An 18,269-nucleotide genomic window follows, 5' to 3' on the forward strand; every position below is an offset into this window, starting at 1 on the left:
GACACCCCCCACCTAATAAGCCTCATCGACATGCCGCCTATAAGGCTTGCTGAGGGAGGCTTAACTTGGGTGGATTGGCCAGCAGCGGGGCGGCGTCAGCGTATTTCCTACATTGCATGGTTAGGGTTAGGCACTTGTCAGGCGCGCGATCGCGTGCACTGCCCCGCCAATCGCAATACCTGTTTCAGGGTGTAACGTAGGCAAGCCCGCCGCGGAACTCCCTCCTTTTCTGGATTGTCATTCCTGTATAGAGCGCGCGGCGAACTGCCGCGACCTGAGCGGGTCGCTATGCGCTGCGACCTGCAGAAGTACCAGCAGGAGACAGTGATGAAACCAATCCAAAAGATGTGCCTTGCTAGCATTGTCGGATTGCTTGCTGCTTCGGGCAATGGGATTGCTTGGGGAGACGTGGGCACAATCCTGGCTGCAGCGGAGGGTGCGGCTGCCATGAATAGCCCCGCTGGATCGCCGGGGCGTCCCGAAGCACCTAGCGATATGACGAAACCCGCGCCCTCCGCGGAATCCACGACGAAACTCAGCGACAGCGCGATCACGATGAAGGTGAAGGCTGAACTCCTTGCCACGAAGGGACTCCGGTCCACCGGAATTCGAGTGAAGACTGAGAACGGGGTTGTGCATCTCGATGGCAAGGTGCAGAGCGACTCGGAGAAGCTGACGGCTTTGAACGCTGTCCGTGCAGTGGAGGGTGTGCAATCGGTATCGGATGGTCTACAGGTCGGGAAATAGCGCATCGAAACTAGGCTCGAGCCACGTGGCCCCACTGCTCTGACGCTGGTGGCGGGACTATCCTACGTGCTATGGGCGTTGATGTCGGCGACGCTGTGATCTGGGGCGCGCGGTGCCGGTTCGGCCGCCATGAGATCCGGCGGATTAAGGGTTAGCGGGCAAGCACTTTGTCCCTTGTAGATTCGTCGTAGGGTGTGCAGATTTCGCACGCGGCTGCACTACGATCTCCTCTATGAGTGGCGGTGGCCGCGCAGGTGGCAAGGCTGGAACGGCATTTGCGTCGGACTTCTTCAGCCATGCCGCCCATGCCGCGGCCGTGACGCGCATCGCCAGTGTCAACATCGCTGCAGCGGTGACTGTCATGGTGCCGAACTCGCTCGGCCCGTCCGAGCTGCTGGTGCGTTACGGTACCGAGGCACAGAAGAACCACTAACATCCGGGTGAGCATGACGAAGTGCGTGAAATTGTTGGCCAGCGGAACGCGCCGGCGGCCCCGGAAGTCAGGTTGATGCCCTGGGGCCGCTCCCTTCGCATTGGAGCCGGCGTGGCTCACGATGCTGGCTGGTAGCTCGTCGCGGTAGTGTAGTGGTACAGCGAGGGTGCCGAGGGCACATCAGTATTGGTAGTGCAGCGAAAGATCGACGACCGTATTGGTCGCCTTCTGCGTGATCGGACTGTGCGCCGCCGAGCCCGCGAGTTGGCCGACCGCAACGTCGCCGGTGACAAACCAATGCTCGCGAAAGAACCAGATCGCGGAGATGCCCGCGCCGTATGACTTGAGGCCCGCATCGGCCTTGTATTGCGGATAGCCCGAGCGCGTCGCCTGAGCCGAGGTGACGCCGAACCACCGGCTCATGTAGCGCGCATCACCGAAGGTGACGGTAGGGCCGGCAAACCAGAAAAAGCGCTCCGAGCTGCCGGGCAGCGGCAGGTAGGCGCCGATATCGCCGATCCAGCCGTCGGTGCCGCCCAGGCTGCGCCGCACATCGATGCGCACCACCAAGGGGAATGACGCCGACACCACATACTCGCCAAAGAGCTTGGTCTCAACCGCAAAATTGATGTTGCCTAGTCCGTTGAGACGGCCGGGATCGTCGGCCATGCGCCGGCCCAGGTTGTAGCCTATCGCCACCCCCGCGCGCCAGTGGTCCGCCCACAGCAGGTTCACGCCGATGCCCTCACCGGTGGAAACAAAGAACAGGTCGCGGTAGCGGATATCGAAGCTGGGGCCCGCGAGCACGTGATAGCGCTGGGTGCCTTCGTAATACGGTCGCAGGCTGGTGGCGGCCCCAACCTGGACCTGCCAGTCGGGCACCTTGGCCTCGTACAGTTTCATCAACGGGACACCGGCCGAATATTGCCACTCGGGCAGCGGCGACGGTGTCTGCGCGCGAGCGCTCAAAGCGGCAGCCGCCAGGCCCACCAGCAGGGCAGCCGGCCACCGGGCCGCAGTATTGCTGTTATCCGCCATTCGTCCTCCGTCACTGGGCTGATTGGCCGCGCATAAAGCCGGGCCTGTCGCCGACTAGCTCCATCGAGCCTCGGCGCCCGGAGCAAAGGGCATTCGGGTATGTCTTCCAGCTTCAGGCTGCCACGCTTACTTTGCGTTAAGACTACAAAATCCTTGCGGCTTTTTCAAAGCGCCGCTACGCCGCAGTGGTGCACCCGGTGCGGCGGTGCCGGCGCCGCCATACTTTGCCTCCGCCGGCCTAGCGGGTTTAATTGCGAAGAAAGGCCCGCCACCGGCACGAAGCCGTGAGGCCGGGCACGCCGGAAGCCGTCACGGTCGGCAGATCGGGAGACTGCGATAGGCGCTTGTGCGACGCGATTGCCAGGGCCGGCAGCTTGCCGCTGCGGGTCCAGGACGACCCAGGCGCCCGCGGGCCAACGCCCCCCTTTCTCCAATATCAGCCAGAAGACCGCCCTCCCGGAGCAGCACAAGCGCGTAAACGAAAGAACCCTTTCACCGGCGAGGATCAGTGGTTCGCTGCGGACACTTAGATTCGCCCCAAGCCGGATCTAGCCGTTACGCAGCTTGCTTGTCAAGCCTCTTCGTTTTGCCAGGCGCTAGAATGTGGACCGGCGCCTTCGAACAAAGCAGGGATATGAACTGGCTCCCTAATCGTTGCACACCGCCTGCCTCAGGGTTGGAAGGTCACCTGCTGCGCCTGGTCCCAGCCCTTGCGACGCTGCGCCACTATGAAAGAGCCTGGCTGGCGAAGGATCTGTTCGCCGGGCTCGCGCTTACGGCGGTCATGATTCCGGCCGGCATGGGTTACGCCGAGGCGGCGCATTTGCCCGCCATCACCGGGCTCTACGCCAGCATCGCGGCTCTCGTCGCCTACGCCGCGTTCGGGCCCAGCCGCATTCTCGTCCTTGGCCCCGACTCCGCGCTGGCGGCGTTGATCGCCTCCATCGTGCTGCCGTTGGCTGGCGCCCACCCCGAGCGGGCGGCGATGCTCGCCGGCATGCTTGCGATCCTGTCGGGCGCGCTGTGCATCGGGGTAGGATTGTTCCGCCTTGGCTTTGTCACCGACCTGCTATCCAAGCCGATCCGCCAGGGCTATGTGAATGGCGTCGCGCTCACGGTGCTGATCGGCCAAGCGCCGAAGCTGCTCGGCTTCCAGGTGAGCGGAGACAACCTGTTGCAGGAAGCATCTGGCCTCTTCCAGGGCCTGATGCACGGCGACGTGAACCCGGTCGCGCTCGGCATCGGCGCGGCCTGCTTGCTGCTCATTCTCGGTTGCAAGCGCTGGCTGCCGCGCGTGCCCGGCATCCTGGTCGCGGTGGCGGGCGCCACCGTGGCCGTGGCGCTGCTCGACCTGGACCGGCGGGCGGGTGTCCCGGTCATCGGCTCCCTGCCGCAAGGGCTGCCGGTGCCGCGCATACCCGCTGTGTCGCTCGTTGACCTGTGCGCCCTGCTGCCCGGCGCGGTAGCGGTGGCGCTGATTTCGCTGGCCGATATCAGCGTGCTGTCGCGGATTTTCGCCGCACGCGGGCAATACGCTGTGAACCGCAACCAGGAACTGATCGCCCTGGGCGCTGCCAATTTGGCTGCGGGCCTGCTGCAGGGTTTCCCCGTGACGAGCAGTTCGTCGCGCACCCCGGTTGCCGAAGCCGCCGGCGCGCGGACGCAGCTCACCAGCGTGATTGCCGCGCTGAGCGTTGCCATGCTGCTGCTGTTCGCCCCCGCGCTCTTCCGCACCTTGCCCAATGCGGCGCTGGGCGCCGTGGTTGTCGCGGCTTGTCTCGGCCTGTTCGAGATGCGGAGCGTGGCGCGTTTGCTGCGCCTGCGCCCCAGCGAGTTCGCCCAGTCGATGGCCTGTTTTGCGGGCGTCGCACTGCTCGGCGTGATCCAGGGCATCTTCATCGCGGTGGCCCTCGCCCTGCTGGCGTTCATCTGGCGAGCCTGGCGGCCCTACGATGCCGTGCTGGGCCGCGTCGACGGCCTCAAGGGTTACCACGATATCGTCCGGCACCCGGAAGCACGGTGCATTCCGGGGCTGGTCCTGTTCCGCTGGGACGCACCGCTGTTCTTCGCCAACGCGGAGATATTCCGCGACCACGTGCTGCGCGCGGTGAGCCAGGCCTCGACTCCCACGCGGTGGGTCGTGATCGCCGCGGAGCCCATCACCGATGTCGACGTCACCGCCGCGCAGACGTTGGCGGAGTTGCACAAGGCATTGAGCGAATGCGGCATTGAGCTGTGCTTCGCCGAAATGAAAGGCCCTGTCAAGGACCGGCTGAAGCGCTACGGCCTGGTTGCCGCGCTCGGCGCCGATCACCTCTTCCCTACCATCGGTGTGGCAGTGGACGAGTACCTTGCGCAGCACAAAGTCGAGTGGCGCGACTGGGAAGACGAGGCAGCAGCCGCTCGGCGCAGCGAGTAAATTCCGCCACGCTTGGAATGCCAATTGCTGATCCCTGCTAGCGCGGGGGCTGACGCACGGTTAGTTGGTGAGTCCTATGCGAGGCGAAACGCGGCTGGTATGACCTTGGCCCCGGCGCGCTTGTGCCAGGGGTGCTGCCCTAAAGTGCATGGATGTAGTCGGAGTCGCCCAAGCAGAAGGTGCGCGAGTCGCGGCGGAGGCTGAGGAAACCTGCTTCGTCTCGATCTGGACAGCAGGCGGGCCGTTGATTTCCCAGACCGCTGCCGCGAGTTTCGCCACGGTCGCCCAAGCGGGGAGGCATTTGCGGGGGTCCTAATTTCAATGGAAAGGCGTGGAGGCCATATACCGAGCTCGTCTTCTTGCCAAAGTCCTGCGAGATCGGGGTTCGTTTCGTGCGCCTGGCGCAGGAGCAGCAGGCTCAAGCGGGAACAGTCTGACGCCCCAACTGATTCATGAAGGGATCCGCATTCGCATCGCTTCCTAGCGGTCGATCGCGGACGTCGGCCGTCGGCACACCGCACGGAGCTCTTTTTCGGCCGATGAGCCGCTGTTGGCTCGAACGGCGCCGGACGGCTCTTCCCGACCCAATATTCGGTCAGTCAAATTTCTACAAACCGGCCATTCGTTCGTCGTGGCGTGCAATAAGGATACTGTCCCAGCGAGAACGAACCGAAGCGGCAAATGGCAACTCCTACGCCAATCGCAGATCCCACAACACATCAAGTACGTGTTGCGTGGAACGCTCAACGTACCCCGCACGATGTGCAATGCCGAGCCGACGCCACAACGCCGGGCGCAGCGCACGCATGACAATGCGCCCGTCGGGTAATGGCGTAGTGGCCTCATGGGGCAACAGCGCTGCGCCGTAACCTGCCGCTACCAGACTCTTGATCGCGTCGTTGTAGTTGAGCTGAATGCGCGGCGCAGGATGGTGCCCCCTGGTCGCGAACCACTCTGTAGTCAGACGCGAGAGACGCGTGGTCGCGTCATTGAGAATGAGAGGTTGGGCGGCGAGCCATTCAGGCGTGACGCGGGCCGGACACCGCCAATGCGCCGGCACAAAGGCCATCACGGGGTCGCGGCGCCAAGGCTTTATCACGAGTCCAGCCACCGGAGGCTGAGGCAGTGCGACCAGCCCAACATCCAGCGTTCCATCCGCCAGTCGGGACAGCGTTTCCTGCGAAGTGAGTACTGCAACCTGAATGTCGATAGCGGGATGGTGCTGGCGCAGCACCTCAAGCGCTTGCGGCAACAGGTGCGCGATCACGCCAGTCGACGCACCGAGCCGCGCGCGCCCTTCGAGCCCCTGCACCTGGCGTTGAATATCGTCTAACGCCTGCTCCGCATCGGCCAGCAGTCGACGCGCGCGCTCCACCAGCACCTCTCCTATCGCCGACGGCCTTACATGTCCGCGCTTGCGTGACAGGAGCGGAGCTCCAATGCGGTCTTCGAGTTCAGCGATGTGGAGGCTGACCGTTGGCGGCGCCAGGTGCAATGCACGCGCCGCATCGGCAAATGAGCCACGGTCGGTAACGGCGACCAGAGTGCGCAAACGGTCCAGGCTGATCTCTCGCATGTCGGTGTCCAGATTCAGAAAAACTGAATATTCACGTTATGAAATACAACTTTCTCTATTCTAGCGGTCGATGGAACATAGGGGCTCGTTCTACTTGTTACAACCCACAGTCACCGGAGTATTCCACGTATGAGCTCTCCCGTTGTTTTCATCGACGGCGACCAAGGCACCACCGGGTTGCAAATCCACGAACGGCTGCGCAACCGGACCGACCTTAGGCTGTTCACGCTTGCCGCTGCGGAACGCAAAGATCCGCGGCGTCGCGCAGAAGCCATCAACGCCTGCGACATCGCCATCCTCTGTTTGCCTGATGCCGCCGCGCGCGAGGCAGTGGACGCCATTGTCAATCCTGCCGTCCGAGTAATCGACGCAAGTTCCGCCCACCGCACACAGCCGGACTGGACATACGGCTTTCCGGAAATGACGCTGGGACAGGCTGAGCGCATTGCGAGCGCACGTCGGGTCACCAATCCCGGTTGCTATCCGACCGGTGCAATTGGCTTGCTGCGTCCCCTGTTGCAGGCTGGGCTCATACCAGGCAACTACCCTATCAGCATTCATGCGGTGTCGGGCTACTCCGGACGCGGGCGTGCTGGCGTGGAGGAACATGAGGGGCAGGGTGCCATCAACGTGCCTTCACACCAGGTATATGGTCTGGAACTCGCGCACAAGCACACCCCGGAGATCCAGCAGCACGCCGGGCTCGCGCAGCGTCCCATCTTTGTCCCTGCGTTGGGTGCGTTCCGCCAGGGCATCGTGCTGACGGTGCCCTTGGAGTTGCGGCTGCTGGCACCCGAGGTGGATGGCGCCACGTTACACGCATGCCTCGTACGCCACTATGCCGAGGCGGCCCACGTACGTGTCTTGCCGCTGCATGAATCGTGCGCCTTAAAGCACCTGGATCCGCAAGTGCTGAACGGTACGAACGACATGCGCTTAAGCGTATTTCCTAACATGGAACACAGGCACGTCCTGCTGTCCGCGGTTTTCGATAATCTTGGCAAAGGCGCGTCCGGCGCTGCGGTTCAGAACCTGAACCTAATGCTCACGCAGCAATAGTGGCCTATGGCTTGAGCTAACGTTCGGCCGCACCCGTATGCCAACGATTGTTGCCAATCTGGTGTGGCCGTCGAATGTCTCATACTGGCCGGAAGCCGACGGTGAGTAATCAGGAGCCGCCTGTAAGGGCCGGATGGCCCAAGGCACGCCGCGCACAACATAATCGGCGCCGATTGTGGGAAGTGAATGCGCCTCGCATCACTGAATTGCCGCCGCACACGCATTCCGCGTAAGATGTAAAGGTCCAGCCACAGTGCCGTCGCCAAGCATGTCAAAGCGAATCGCATACGCATCGCTCGGCGGTCACCGCCATCCACCGGGAGCGCGATGAACCCGACCACCTTCAATCCGCAGGAAATCGTGACGAGCATCATTGTCCACGAGGTCGAACCCGACGCCGCCGAGCAGTACGAAACGTGGCTCGCGGACATCCGAGCCGCGTGCTCCAGGTTCTCCGGCTACCTAAGCACCGATGTGGTCCGTCCGGTCGGCATGAGCCGCGAGTATGCGACCATCGTCCGCTTCGCCGACTTCAGAAGCCTCAACGCTTGGATGGAATCCGATGTGCGCCGCGAACATATTGAGAGAATGCGGCCATCGCTGCGGCAAGGCGACCGATACGAGATCAGGACTGGCCTCGATTTCTGGTTCACTCCAAAGAACGCACCGGTCAAGATCCCAACCGCGTGGAAGCAGTGGCTCATCACGTGGAGCGCCATCCTGCCGCTCAGCATCGTCGTACCATGGAGCGTCGTGCCGGTGCTCACGCGCCTCGGCTTCGCCCATGACTCGTTCATCGACAAGGCAGCCGTGACGGCGGCAATCGTGTTCCTGATGGTTTACGTGGTGATGCCGCGCTATACACGGCTCGTTGCACACTGGCTGTTCAAGTGACCAGTGCGTACTTGGCGCGCTGCAGCGGCGCTCAGGCCGCGCATCGTGCGTTTGCGCGTGTCGTCATGCGTGCACCGAGCGTGGTACCGAGTTGCGTCCTCATCGCCGGCTAGTCGCTCCTGCGCGAAGATCGGCAGGGATGCGCCATCCCTCCGGCGTAGGCTCGCAACGCGCGAACGCAGCGGCGCAGATCATCGACGTCGTCAGGAGTGAGAAGTTGCCCGGTGTGCAGCGTTCCCGCGACGCGCATGAGTAGCCCGCTGCCTGGACAAGGAGCGTCTCGCAACTGAGCGATCCGGAATACTTCGGCCATGCGCCACATTTCTGCCACCGGGTAATACAGCCTTCCATCTGGCAGCAAGTGCACCAGTACGCCAGTTGCGGACGCATCCACGACGCCTTCCGTGTGGATCTGTTCGACAAACCGTTCAATGGGGCCAAAGTACTCATCCAGCCACCATGGCGGAATACGCAATGAACCAATCCGCGCCACCTTTCGAGCCTTGTGGGTTTTTCGGAGTGTCTTTGAACGACTCATGAACTTATCCTTGCCTCCGGCATTCGCTTGTTGCGCGATACCGGAATTCTGAGGCGAGCACGCAGCAACCACTCTTCGGGCGATCGCCTGCACCGGAACGGAGGCGATCTGCTCCGATGTCTTCTGCAGCACGCCCAGTGCCCCGAGCGACGTCGCGAGGAACTGCTCGGGACAGTGGTCATTGGCCTCTCCTTGCTCTGGCCTGGCCGCCGATCAAGGGAGCAAACCAGTGGCGGTTACTTGCTGTAGACGTACACCCCACGCCCGGTCTTGCGGCCCAGATAACCCGCCGCGACCATCTCGCGCAACAGCATGGCCGGACGGTACTTCGGATCGGCGAACTCGGTGTAGAGGACTTCCATCACGGCCAGCATCGTATCCAGGCCGATCATGTCGGCCAGTGCGAGCGGTCCGATAGGATGGTTGCAGCCGAGCTTCATGCCTTCGTCGATTTCCTCGGGCGACGCCAGCCCCTCGCCTAGCGCGCAGAACGCTTCGTTGATCATCGGGCACAGGATGCGGTTGACCACGAAGCCCGGACTGTTCTTGACCGTGATCGGGTACTTGCCGAGCATCTTGGCCAATTCCTCGACGGCGCCGCGCGTAGCGTCGCTGGTCTGCAGGCCGCAGATCAGTTCGACCAGCGCCATCATCGGCACCGGGTTGAAGAAGTGCATGCCGATGAAGCGGTCGGCACGCGACGTCACTGCCGCAAGCTTCGTGATCGAGATCGACGACGTGTTCGATGCCACGATCGCGTCCGGTCCGACGATGCTGTCGATCTGCTTCAGGATCTTGACCTTGAGATCGTAGTTCTCGGTGGCGGCCTCGATGACAATGTCGGTCTTCTTCAAGTCCTCATACGACGTGCTGCCATGGATACGCGCCAGCACGGCAGCCTTGTCGGCCTCGGTGGCCTTTTCCTTCTTGATCAGCCGGTCCAGGCTGCCCCCGACGGTGGCGATGCCCTTCTGCACGGCGGCGTCGCTGATGTCGACCATCACCACATCCAGGCGCGCGGCAGCGCACGCTTGCGCAATGCCGTTGCCCATCGTGCCGGCACCCACGATGCCCACTGTCTTGATTGCCATGTCGAACTTCCTTGCGTTGTTGGGGATTTGTGCGACGCCGTGCAGCAGGTCATGCAGCGCCTTCTGCCTCGAGATCAGCACTTGCGCAGGGCAAGTGCATTCAGAACGTGGACGGCGCCCGCAGTCAGGCTCAGAACTGCGCCTCCGACAGCGCATTGACCGGAGCCGAACCACTGACGACCGCATCGCGCAGTGCCGAAGCTTGCGACAGGATGTGTTCCGCATAGAAATGCGCGGTCGCGATCTTAGCGTCGTGGAAACTCGGATCTTCGCTGCGCTTTGCGTCGGCCGCCAGCATGGCGCGGCCAAGTTGCCAGCCGGAGAACACGATGCCGCACAGCCTCAGGTACGGCACGCTGCCGGCAAAGACTGCGTTCAGATCGGACTTGGCATTGACCACCACAAACGCCACCACCGCCTCCAGCGCGGCACGGCCCTTGGCCAGTTGCGCCTGCACCGCGGTGAACGCCGCGCCACCATGCTTGCCCAGCGCGGCCTCGGTTTCGGCGATCTGCGCGCAGATCGCCCGGGCCACCGCACCACCGTCACGCACCGTCTTGCGGCCGACAAGGTCGTTGGCCTGGATCGCGGTCGTGCCTTCGTAGATCGGCAGGATGCGGGCATCGCGATAGTGCTGCGCCGCGCCGGTCTCCTCGATAAAGCCCATGCCGCCGTGCACCTGCACGCCCAGGCTGGTGACATCGATCGACAGCTCCGTGCTCCAGCCCTTCACCACCGGCACCAGGAACTCATAGAAGGCCTGGTTCTGCTTGCGCACGGCCTCGTCTGGATGCTGGTGCGCGGCATCGCTGGCGGCCGCCGCCACGTAGGCCACGGCACGCGCGCCTTCGATCAGCCCACGCATCGTCATCAGCATGCGCTTGACGTCGGGGTGGTGGATGATGGTCACCGCTTCGCGCGCGGAGCCATCGACCGGGCGGCTCTGCACGCGCTCGCGCGCATAGGCCACGGCCTGCTGGTAGGCGCGTTCGGACACCGCGATACCCTGCATGCCGACCGCGAAACGCGCCGAGTTCATCATGATGAACATGTACTCGAGGCCGCGGTTCTCTTCGCCGACCAGCGTGCCGAGCGCGCCACCATGGTCGCCGAACTGCAGCACCGCCGTGGGGCTGGCCTTGATGCCCAGCTTGTGCTCGATCGACACGCAGTGCACGTCGTTGCGCTCGCCCGGCGTGCCGTCGGCGTTGACCAGGAACTTGGGCACGACGAACAGCGAGATGCCCTTGACGCCCTCGGGCGCGTTGGGGGTACGCGCCAGCACGAGATGGACGATGTTCTGCGCCATGTCGTGTTCGCCGTAGGTGATGAAGATCTTGGTGCCGAAGACCTTGTAGGTGCCGTCGCCCTGCGGCTGCGCGCGGGTGCGCACGGCAGCCAGGTCCGAACCGGCCTGCGGCTCGGTCAGGTTCATGGTGCCGGTCCACTCGCCGGAGATCAGCTTCGGCAGGAAAGCGGCCTTCTGTTCGTCCGAGCCGGCCGTCAGCAGCGCCTCGATGGCGCCGTCGGTCAGCAACGGGCACAGCGCGAACGACAGGTTGGCGCTGTTCAGCATCTCGTTGCAGGCGGTGGCGATCAGCTTGGGCAGGCCCTGGCCGCCAAACTCCTGCGGATGCAGCACGCCCTGCCAGCCGCCTTCGCCGAACTGGCGGAAGGCATCCGTGAAGCCGGGCGTGGTAGTCACCACGCCGTCCTTCCAGCTGCTGGGATCCAGGTCGCCGGCGCGGTTCAGCGGCGCCACCACCTGCTCGTTGAACTTGGCCGCCTCTTCGAGCACGGCTTCGGCCGTTTCCGGGGTGGCTTCGTCGAAGCCGGGCAGCTGGCTGACGGCTTCCAGGCCAGCCAGCTCGTTCATGACGAACAGCATGTCTTTGAGCGGCGCGCGGTAGGTCATCGATGTCTCCTGTCTCACTACATATATGGCTAAGCGGCGTTGCCCAGGGCATGTGCCGGATGCCTGATCGTAGCGCCGGAGCCGCCTTCGCTCACTACCAAAAGCTGCCCATTCATTGACAAATCCTGCCGCTTTGCACGACGGCGTGAGGTCGGCTGCACCGCGGCAGCAGGGCGCGCAAGCCCGGGCGGGCAGGGTGCCTGGTTGGCAGGGTTTGTCAGGAAACCGACCAATCCCTGCCCGCAGCCGCTAGCGGCCGCCGCCTTCGGGCATGGTCCTGTAGGCCTTGGGGGTGCTGCCGGTCCAGTGCCGGAAGGCACGGTGGAACGCGGTAGGGTTGTCGAAGCCAATGTCATACGCGATGGCCGCGATGGCGTCCGAGGTGCGCGTCAGCCGCAGGATAGCGATGTCGCGCCGCACCTCGTCCTTGACCGTCTGGAATGTCGTGCCTTCGGCCGTCAGCCGGCGGCACAGCGTGCGCACGGAAAAGTGCAGGTCTTGCGCGACCGTTTCGATGGTTGGTGTCGCCGGCAGGCAATCGGCCAGGTATTGGCGCACGCGGTGGCAAACCATCTGCTCCGCGAACGAGACAAAGATCCAGTCTTCCGGTGCGCGCGCCAGGAAGGTCTGCAGGTCGGCCTTGCGCCGCCGTATCGGCATATCCAGGTAAGCCGCGTCGAAACTAAGCTGCGTCTGCCCGCAGCTGAACTGAACCGGGCCGGGAAACTGGTAGAGATAGTCGCTGGCGTGCGGGCGCGCGAAGTCGAACTCCACCTTGGCCAGCGGAATGCGCCTTGCCACCAGCCATGAGGCCACGCCGTGTACCAGCTTCAGCATCAGTTCACGGCCAAGCTCGCTAACGCCAGGGCCAGACGGGTCGGATACCAGCGCAACGCGCCCAAGCGCGTCCTCGCGCCCGGATTCCAGCCTGAAATCGTCCAGGATCAGGTAAAAGAACTGGCCAAAGCGATGTAGCGCCACCTCCAGGCGCGGCGCATCCAGCAGGCTCAGGCACAGGTACTTCAGGGTGCCATTGCGCAACGGCCGGCTGAAGATGCCCGGCATCTCGTCATCCAGCTCGGTCGCAAGCAGCCGGTACAGCGTGGAGAACTGCTCCTCGGTGACCCGGGCGCCCGGCGTCTGCAGCAAGCCGTATGCGATGCCGGACTGTCCGGCCACACGCTGGATGACTGCCGGGTCCGCGCTGGCCAGGAAGCCGTTGACCAGGGAGATGGGAACGGTGGCGGAGGGGTTCAATGGTGTTGGAGAGGTGTGCCAGGGCCAGGAATGTCCGGCATGTCCCGCGGACGGTGGCATATTTTGTCATAAGCCAGGCCTGCGGGCCATTCGGGCGCTGGTGAGCTCACGGATAGTCCCGCCATCTGGACGGGGCAAGGCTGTATGCGATTCTGCCAGCAGCTTATGTCTGATCGAGGTACGCGGCACCTTCTCACGCCGCGAGATGCGCCGACGTCATGTCCAGCCTGCAGACCGCTGGCAATAGTGGTGGCAGTCAGCCAGGCAGGGCCATCCATGGCTCCGGTGCCCGCGACTTTTTGGTACGCTGGTGTTGTACCTGCCGCTGTCGTACCTGCATGCTTGCGTGAGCTTTGCACTTCACAGGCTGGTCGCGGCCAAAGGAGTGATCATGCAAGAACTGGCATTTCGCACGCTGCTGTACCGCTATTTTTTCTTCGGCTGGCTGTTCCGGGACGCCAGCCAGGGCAACCGGGCTGAACGAGCCCTCGCCTGGCATTTCAACAAGGCACGCGCGCATTGGCTGCGGACATACATGCGGCGCTGGATCTGGTGCGGCGTCATCTTCTATGGTTTGGGTAGCGTGGTGGAGCTGATGTTGTGCGCGCCTGCGCTGTCCGCGCTCTTCTACGTGCCCGGCGTGCTCAGCGTGCCAGTCAACGTTGTCATCTTGGTGCTCTGGATCGGCCTGAAGACGTTGCCCGGGCCGCTGTGAGCGGTGGCCTGGATCGCCTTCGCAGTTATCCGACCTTTGCCATCGATGATCTTGGCTTTCGGATCGCCGGATCGGTTGAGACCAGCCTTTGATTGACGCGCCGGCGACCAGATGATCTGGGAGGCGGCGAGGGCGGCATTGTTCTGGAGGTGACTGGCGGCGCCCTGGGTATCGATGATGACGACGTCATAATTGTCGTCGGACATGATGGGGGAGGCGAGGGCGCGGGAGAGTTGGAGCATGCCGTCGGCACGGATGGCGAGCCTGCGCTGGATGGCGCCTTCGGGGTCATCGCTGAGGGTGATGTCCGGGCCGTCGAGGGAAGCCGCGAGCGTGGTCTTGCCGACCCCGCCCTTGGTGGACAACATGCAGAACTTGATCGATGTTGTTGGCGCTAAGGAAGTGGAAACTTCGGGAGGCCAAAAGAAAAAACCTCTTCAGATCAGAGATCCGAAGAGGTTTTTCCAAGGTGCGCTCCCCTAAAGCGAAGGCACCCAACTGTATGGTGGCGAATCAGGGACTCGAACCCCGGACCTGCGGATTATGATTCCGTCGCTCTAACCAACTGAGCTAATTCGCCGAACAAGACCGAAATTATACATGGCATTTGGAGGCTGTCAACACCCCCTCTTCAAAAAGTTTAGAGGGTGTCGAACGGCATCTCGCGCGGCCTGCAAAAAAACCGGCGGGCCTTGCGGCCCGCCGGTGGAGCGACTGACTACCGGATCAGTCGTGCATGAGCCTGGTGCCCGGGACGACGGGCCAGCTCACGCGCCTTTAGTCGTTGGCGTAGATATTGACGTCCTTGGTTTCGCGGACGAACAGCGAGCCGATGACCAGGGTGACGCCCGCGATGATGATCGGGTACCAGAGGCCGTAGTAGATGTTGCCGTTCTGCGCCACCAGCGCGAAGGAGATGGTGGGCAGCAGGCCGCCGAACCAGCCATTGCCGATGTGATACGGCAGCGACATGGACGTGTAGCGGATCCGGGTCGGGAACATCTCCACCAGCATCGCGGCGATCGGGCCGTACACCATGGTCACGTAGATCACCAGGATGACGAGGACCACCAGCACCATGATGGTGTTCATCTGCGCGGGGTCTGCCTTGGTCGGGTAGCCGGCCGCGGCCATCGAGTCGCCCACCTGCTTCTTGAACGCGGCGATCTGCTTCTTGCTGGCGTCGTCGAAGCTGTGGCCCGCCGGTACCAGGGTGGCGTTCAAGGAGGCAAACTCCTTGTCGCCGATCTTCACCGTGGCTACGGTGCCGGCCGGGGCTTCCACCACTTCGTAGCTTGCCGAGGCTTGTGCCAGCGTCCGCTTGACGATGTCGCAGGAGCTGCGGAAATCGATCTCGCGGGCGATCGGGCTGCCCTGGAAGGAGCATTGCTTCGGATCCGCGGTCACCACGATCTGGGCGCTTTGCTGCGCGCGCTCCAGGGCGGGGTTGGCGTAGTGGGTCATGGCCTTGAACAGCGGGAAGTAGGTCAGCATCGCCAGCGCGCAGCCGGCCATGATGATCCACTTGCGGCCGATCTTGTCCGACAGCGAGCCGAAGAAGATGAAGAACGGCGTGCCGATCACCAGGGCGCCCGCGATCAGCAGGTTGGCGGTGGTGGCGTCGACCTTGAGCACCTGGGTCAGGAAGAACAGCGAGTAGAACTGGCCCGTGTACCACACCACGGCCTGGCCGGCGGTCAGGCCTACCAGCGCCAGGATCACGATCTTCAGGTTGCGCCATTGGCCGAACGACTCGGTCAGCGGGGCCTTGGAGGTCTTGCCCTCGGCCTTCATCTTCTGGAAGGCGGGCGATTCGCTCATCGACAGGCGGATGTAGACCGATACGCCGAGCAGCAGGATCGAGACCAGGAACGGAATGCGCCAGCCCCAGACGTCGAAGTTCGGACCGGTCAGGTTGCGGCACAGCAGGATCACGATCAGCGACAGGAACAGGCCGAGCGTGGCGGTGGTCTGGATCCATGCGGTATAGGCGCCGCGCTTGCCGTGCGGCGCGTGCTCGGCCACATAGGTGGCGGCACCGCCGTACTCGCCGCCGAGCGCCAGGCCCTGCAGCATGCGCAGCCCGATCAGGATGATCGGGGCCGCCCAGCCGATGGTGCCGTAGCCTGGCAGCAGGCCCACGATAAAGGTGGACGCGCCCATGATCAGGATGGTCACCAGGAAGGTGTACTTGCGCCCGATCATGTCGCCAAGGCGGCCGAACACCAGCGCGCCGAACGGCCGCACGATGAAGCCCGCGGCAAAGGCTAGCAGCGCGAAGATGAAGGCGGCGGTTGGATCGAGGCCGGAGAAGAACTGCTTGGCGATGATGGCTGCCAGCGAACCGTAAAGATAAAAGTCGTACCACTCGAATACCGTGCCGAGCGAGGAAGCAAAAATCACCTTCCGCTCTTCGGGCGTCATTGCAGAGCCCTGGGTTGTGCCTCCGGGCATTGCCACGTTCTGTGCGTTAGCCATTGTCTCCTCCGTGTTTGATCGGAATCTTTCGTGGGGCCGCTGGCACGCTCGCGCTGTCGCGGGCGCGCCATTGCCTCCGAAGTTGCAATGGATTGTGGGTGGCGAAACTTACTGCGTTCTGACAATTTCCGCCCAGTAAGCCGCTAAATGCTCGGGGTATACGCTAGGCAAGAAGCGGGTTCTGCATTGCTGCGCCGCGAAGCGTGCGGTCGCGGAAGATCGCGCCGGAACAAGCGCCAGGCGGCGCCGTTGTATTTCTTGCTATGCAGCATCGTCGTGGCGCTGCGCGACCGCGGCCCGAACGTCGGCATCGTCGTCGTCCTCGCGGTTCATCCGCCAGGCGTAGAGCGCGGCCATGAGCACGTAGACGATCAGCGCGCCCTGCGCGCCGACCCAGAACGAGAAGGGCCAGCCGAAGAAATCGAAGCGCAGTTCGCGGGCGAACCAAGCGACGCCGAAGGTGACCACGAACCAGATCGACAGCAATACGGTGATCCAGCGCAGGTTGCGATGCCATGCACGGCGTTCGGACTGGTCGGCCTGGTCGCGCCCGCCGCGCGCGTGCTCGGGGTTGGTCATGCAGGCTCCAGGGGAGATGGCCGGCGCAGCGTGATGCGAAAGCACGCGCCGGCCAGGCGCGGCTCCGCCTGGTAGACGTGGTCGAGGATGCTGACATCGCCGCCGTGCTGCTGCACGATCTCGCGCACGATGGCCAGGCCCAGGCCGCTGCCCTGGGTCTTGGTGCCGAGCACGCGGTAGAACCGCTCCATCACGCGCTCGCGCTCGGCCACCGGGATGCCGGGGCCGGTGTCTTCCACTTCGAGATACGCGAAGGGCTCGAAGGCATCCGCGCTGACGCGCACGGTGGCGTTGCCATCGGCCGGCGTGTAGCGGATGGCGTTGTCGATCAGGTTGTTGAGCATCTCGGTGAGCATCAGACGGTTGCCTTGCACCATCACCGGGTGGTCGTCGGCATCCACGCCGAGATCGATGCGGCGCGCCCACGCCTGCGGCAGCCAGTCCTTGACCACCTCGCGCGCGAGCGCGGCCAGGTCCAGCGGCGCCATGCTGCCGGCGCTGGCCAGGTTCTCCATGCGCGCCAGCGACAACAACTGCGTCACCAGGTGGGCCGCGCGTTCGGAGCTGCCCGCGATCTGCGCCAGCGACTTGCGCAGCTCCTCGGGCGATTGCTCGCGCTGCGCCAGCTCCGCCTGCATGCGCAGCCCGGCCAGCGGTGTCTTCATCTGGTGGGCGGCATCGGCGATAAAGCGCTTCTGCGTCTGCACCGAAATATCCAGCCGCGCCAGCAGGTCATTGAAGGACGCGACCAGCGGCGTGATCTCCTGCGGCGCGGCGCGCTCGTCGATGGGGCTGGTGTCGCCGGGATTGCGCGCGCGGATGCGCTGCTGGATCGAGGTAAGCGGGGCCAGCCCGCGTGTGAGGCCGAACCACACCAGCACCACCGCCAGCGGCAGGATCACGAACTGCGGCAGGATCACGCCCTTGATGATTTCATTGGCCAGCCGCGCACGCTTGTCGAGCGTCTCGCCAACCTGCACCAGCACCGGCTGCGCGTCGCCCGCCTGCTTGAGATCGACATAGGTGTAGGCCACGCGCACGTCGTTGCCCGCGATGCGGTCGTCGCGCAGCGAGACCAGCCCGGCGTGGCCGCGATCATCCTCGCCGGGCAGCGGCATGTCGTTGTCGCCGGCGACGAACTCGCCGTGGGTGCCCACCACCTGGTAGTAGATGTTGTCGGTTTCATCGGCCCGCAGGATCTCGCGCGCGGACAGCGGCAGCTGCAGCGTGACGCGCCCGTTGACCTCGCGCACCTGCTGCGAGAGCACGATGGCGCTGGCCTCCAGCGAGCGGTCGAAGGGCCCGTTGGCGATGGATTTCGCCACCAGGTAGGTCACGGCAATGCTCATCGGCCATAGCAGCAGCAGTGGCGCCAGCATCCAGTCCAGGATTTCGCCGAACAGCGAGCGCGGCGATGGATGGCCCGCGCTGTCCTCAAGGTGCGGCAGGGCGTCGGCCAGCGTTTCGTCGCTGACGATCTCATCGGGCGGGGAGGGCGGGCGGGGGGGGGGGGGGGGGGGGGGGGGGGGG

Annotated in this window: 15 protein-coding genes, 1 tRNA gene and 1 pseudogene; 6 read left to right on the plus strand and 11 right to left on the minus strand. The window is 64.0% G+C overall.

All coding sequences use genetic code 11. From position 1 onward, the window contains the following. Positions 1-327: 327 nt before the first annotated feature. On the plus strand, positions 328-747 hold the full coding sequence (locus ACGLHR_RS44305; RefSeq protein WP_400102189.1) for a BON domain-containing protein: 420 nt from the start codon (positions 328-330) through the stop codon (positions 745-747). A 289-nt stretch (positions 748-1,036) separates the two neighbouring features. Beyond that, positions 1,037-1,177 (plus strand): annotated as a pseudogene (locus ACGLHR_RS44310) (acyl-CoA dehydrogenase family protein); the annotation flags it as partial. Positions 1,178-1,360: 183 nt separating this feature from the next. On the opposite strand, the gene ACGLHR_RS44315 reads toward ACGLHR_RS44310, so the two are convergent. Further along, the gene (locus ACGLHR_RS44315; protein WP_400102190.1) at positions 1,361-2,218 is read right to left on the minus strand and encodes a MipA/OmpV family protein; all 858 of its coding nucleotides are present in this window, start codon (positions 2,216-2,218) and stop codon (positions 1,361-1,363) included. 634 nt (positions 2,219-2,852) lie between these two features. Between ACGLHR_RS44315 and ACGLHR_RS44320 the strand changes: the two genes are divergently transcribed. Then, positions 2,853-4,637, plus strand: coding sequence for a SulP family inorganic anion transporter (locus tag ACGLHR_RS44320; RefSeq protein ID WP_400102191.1), 1,785 nt, complete (start codon positions 2,853-2,855; stop codon positions 4,635-4,637). 691 nt (positions 4,638-5,328) lie between these two features. On the opposite strand, the gene ACGLHR_RS44325 is transcribed toward ACGLHR_RS44320, so the two are convergent. Continuing rightward, positions 5,329-6,213, minus strand: coding sequence for a LysR family transcriptional regulator (locus ACGLHR_RS44325; protein ID WP_400102192.1), 885 nt, complete (start codon positions 6,211-6,213; stop codon positions 5,329-5,331). 129 nt (positions 6,214-6,342) lie between these two features. On the opposite strand from ACGLHR_RS44325, the gene argC reads away from it, so the two are divergent. Next, positions 6,343-7,272 carry an N-acetyl-gamma-glutamyl-phosphate reductase gene (gene argC / locus ACGLHR_RS44330; RefSeq protein WP_400102193.1) on the plus strand — a complete coding sequence of 310 codons (930 nt, stop codon included), beginning with the start codon at positions 6,343-6,345 and terminating at the stop codon, positions 7,270-7,272. 327 nt (positions 7,273-7,599) lie between these two features. Beyond that, a complete protein-coding gene (locus ACGLHR_RS44335; RefSeq protein WP_400102194.1) occupies positions 7,600-8,166 on the plus strand; it encodes an antibiotic biosynthesis monooxygenase in 567 nt (188 codons plus the stop codon). A gap of 109 nt (positions 8,167-8,275) precedes the next feature. On the opposite strand, the gene ACGLHR_RS44340 is transcribed toward ACGLHR_RS44335, so the two are convergent. From ACGLHR_RS44340 to ACGLHR_RS44355, 4 genes are all read right to left on the minus strand, one after another. Further along, positions 8,276-8,836 (minus strand): hypothetical protein, encoded by a 561-nt coding sequence (locus tag ACGLHR_RS44340; protein ID WP_400102195.1) that lies wholly within the window; start codon positions 8,834-8,836, stop codon positions 8,276-8,278. Between the two features lie 104 nt (positions 8,837-8,940). Further along, entirely contained in the window at positions 8,941-9,795 is an 855-nt protein-coding gene (locus ACGLHR_RS44345) for a 3-hydroxybutyryl-CoA dehydrogenase (protein WP_400102196.1), read from the minus strand. Positions 9,796-9,925: 130 nt separating this feature from the next. Next, on the minus strand, positions 9,926-11,710 hold the full coding sequence (locus ACGLHR_RS44350; RefSeq protein ID WP_400102197.1) for an acyl-CoA dehydrogenase: 1,785 nt from the start codon (positions 11,708-11,710) through the stop codon (positions 9,926-9,928). A gap of 249 nt (positions 11,711-11,959) precedes the next feature. After that, on the minus strand, positions 11,960-12,967 hold the full coding sequence (locus ACGLHR_RS44355; protein WP_400102198.1) for an AraC family transcriptional regulator: 1,008 nt from the start codon (positions 12,965-12,967) through the stop codon (positions 11,960-11,962). 391 nt (positions 12,968-13,358) lie between these two features. Here ACGLHR_RS44355 and ACGLHR_RS44360 point away from each other — a divergent pair, with 391 nt between their 5' ends. After that, positions 13,359-13,682: a hypothetical protein gene (locus ACGLHR_RS44360; protein ID WP_400102199.1), complete on the plus strand. Its 324-nt coding sequence runs from the start codon at positions 13,359-13,361 to the stop codon at positions 13,680-13,682. Here the strand turns inward: ACGLHR_RS44360 and ACGLHR_RS44365 are convergent. From ACGLHR_RS44365 to ACGLHR_RS44385, 5 genes are all read right to left on the minus strand, one after another. After that, positions 13,595-14,050, minus strand: a complete 456-nt coding sequence (locus ACGLHR_RS44365) for a hypothetical protein (protein WP_400102200.1) — start codon at positions 14,048-14,050, stop codon at positions 13,595-13,597. The two genes, ACGLHR_RS44360 and ACGLHR_RS44365, sit on opposite strands and share 88 nt — an antisense overlap. Positions 14,051-14,185: 135 nt before the next feature. Continuing rightward, a tRNA-Met gene (locus tag ACGLHR_RS44370) sits at positions 14,186-14,262 on the minus strand. A 197-nt stretch (positions 14,263-14,459) separates the two neighbouring features. Further along, a complete protein-coding gene (locus ACGLHR_RS44375) occupies positions 14,460-16,160 on the minus strand; it encodes an MFS transporter (protein ID WP_400102201.1) in 1,701 nt (566 codons plus the stop codon). 261 nt (positions 16,161-16,421) lie between these two features. Continuing rightward, the gene (locus ACGLHR_RS44380) at positions 16,422-16,739 is read right to left on the minus strand and encodes a DUF4212 domain-containing protein (RefSeq protein WP_400102202.1); all 318 of its coding nucleotides are present in this window, start codon (positions 16,737-16,739) and stop codon (positions 16,422-16,424) included. Continuing rightward, the coding region (locus ACGLHR_RS44385) for a sensor histidine kinase N-terminal domain-containing protein (protein ID WP_400102203.1) at positions 16,736-18,269 on the minus strand (1,534 nt) is incomplete at its 5' end. The genes ACGLHR_RS44380 and ACGLHR_RS44385, both read right to left, overlap by 4 nt.

It is taken from the genome of Cupriavidus sp. CuC1, from assembly GCF_044627735.1.
Lineage (GTDB): Bacteria > Pseudomonadota > Gammaproteobacteria > Burkholderiales > Burkholderiaceae > Cupriavidus > Cupriavidus ulmosensis.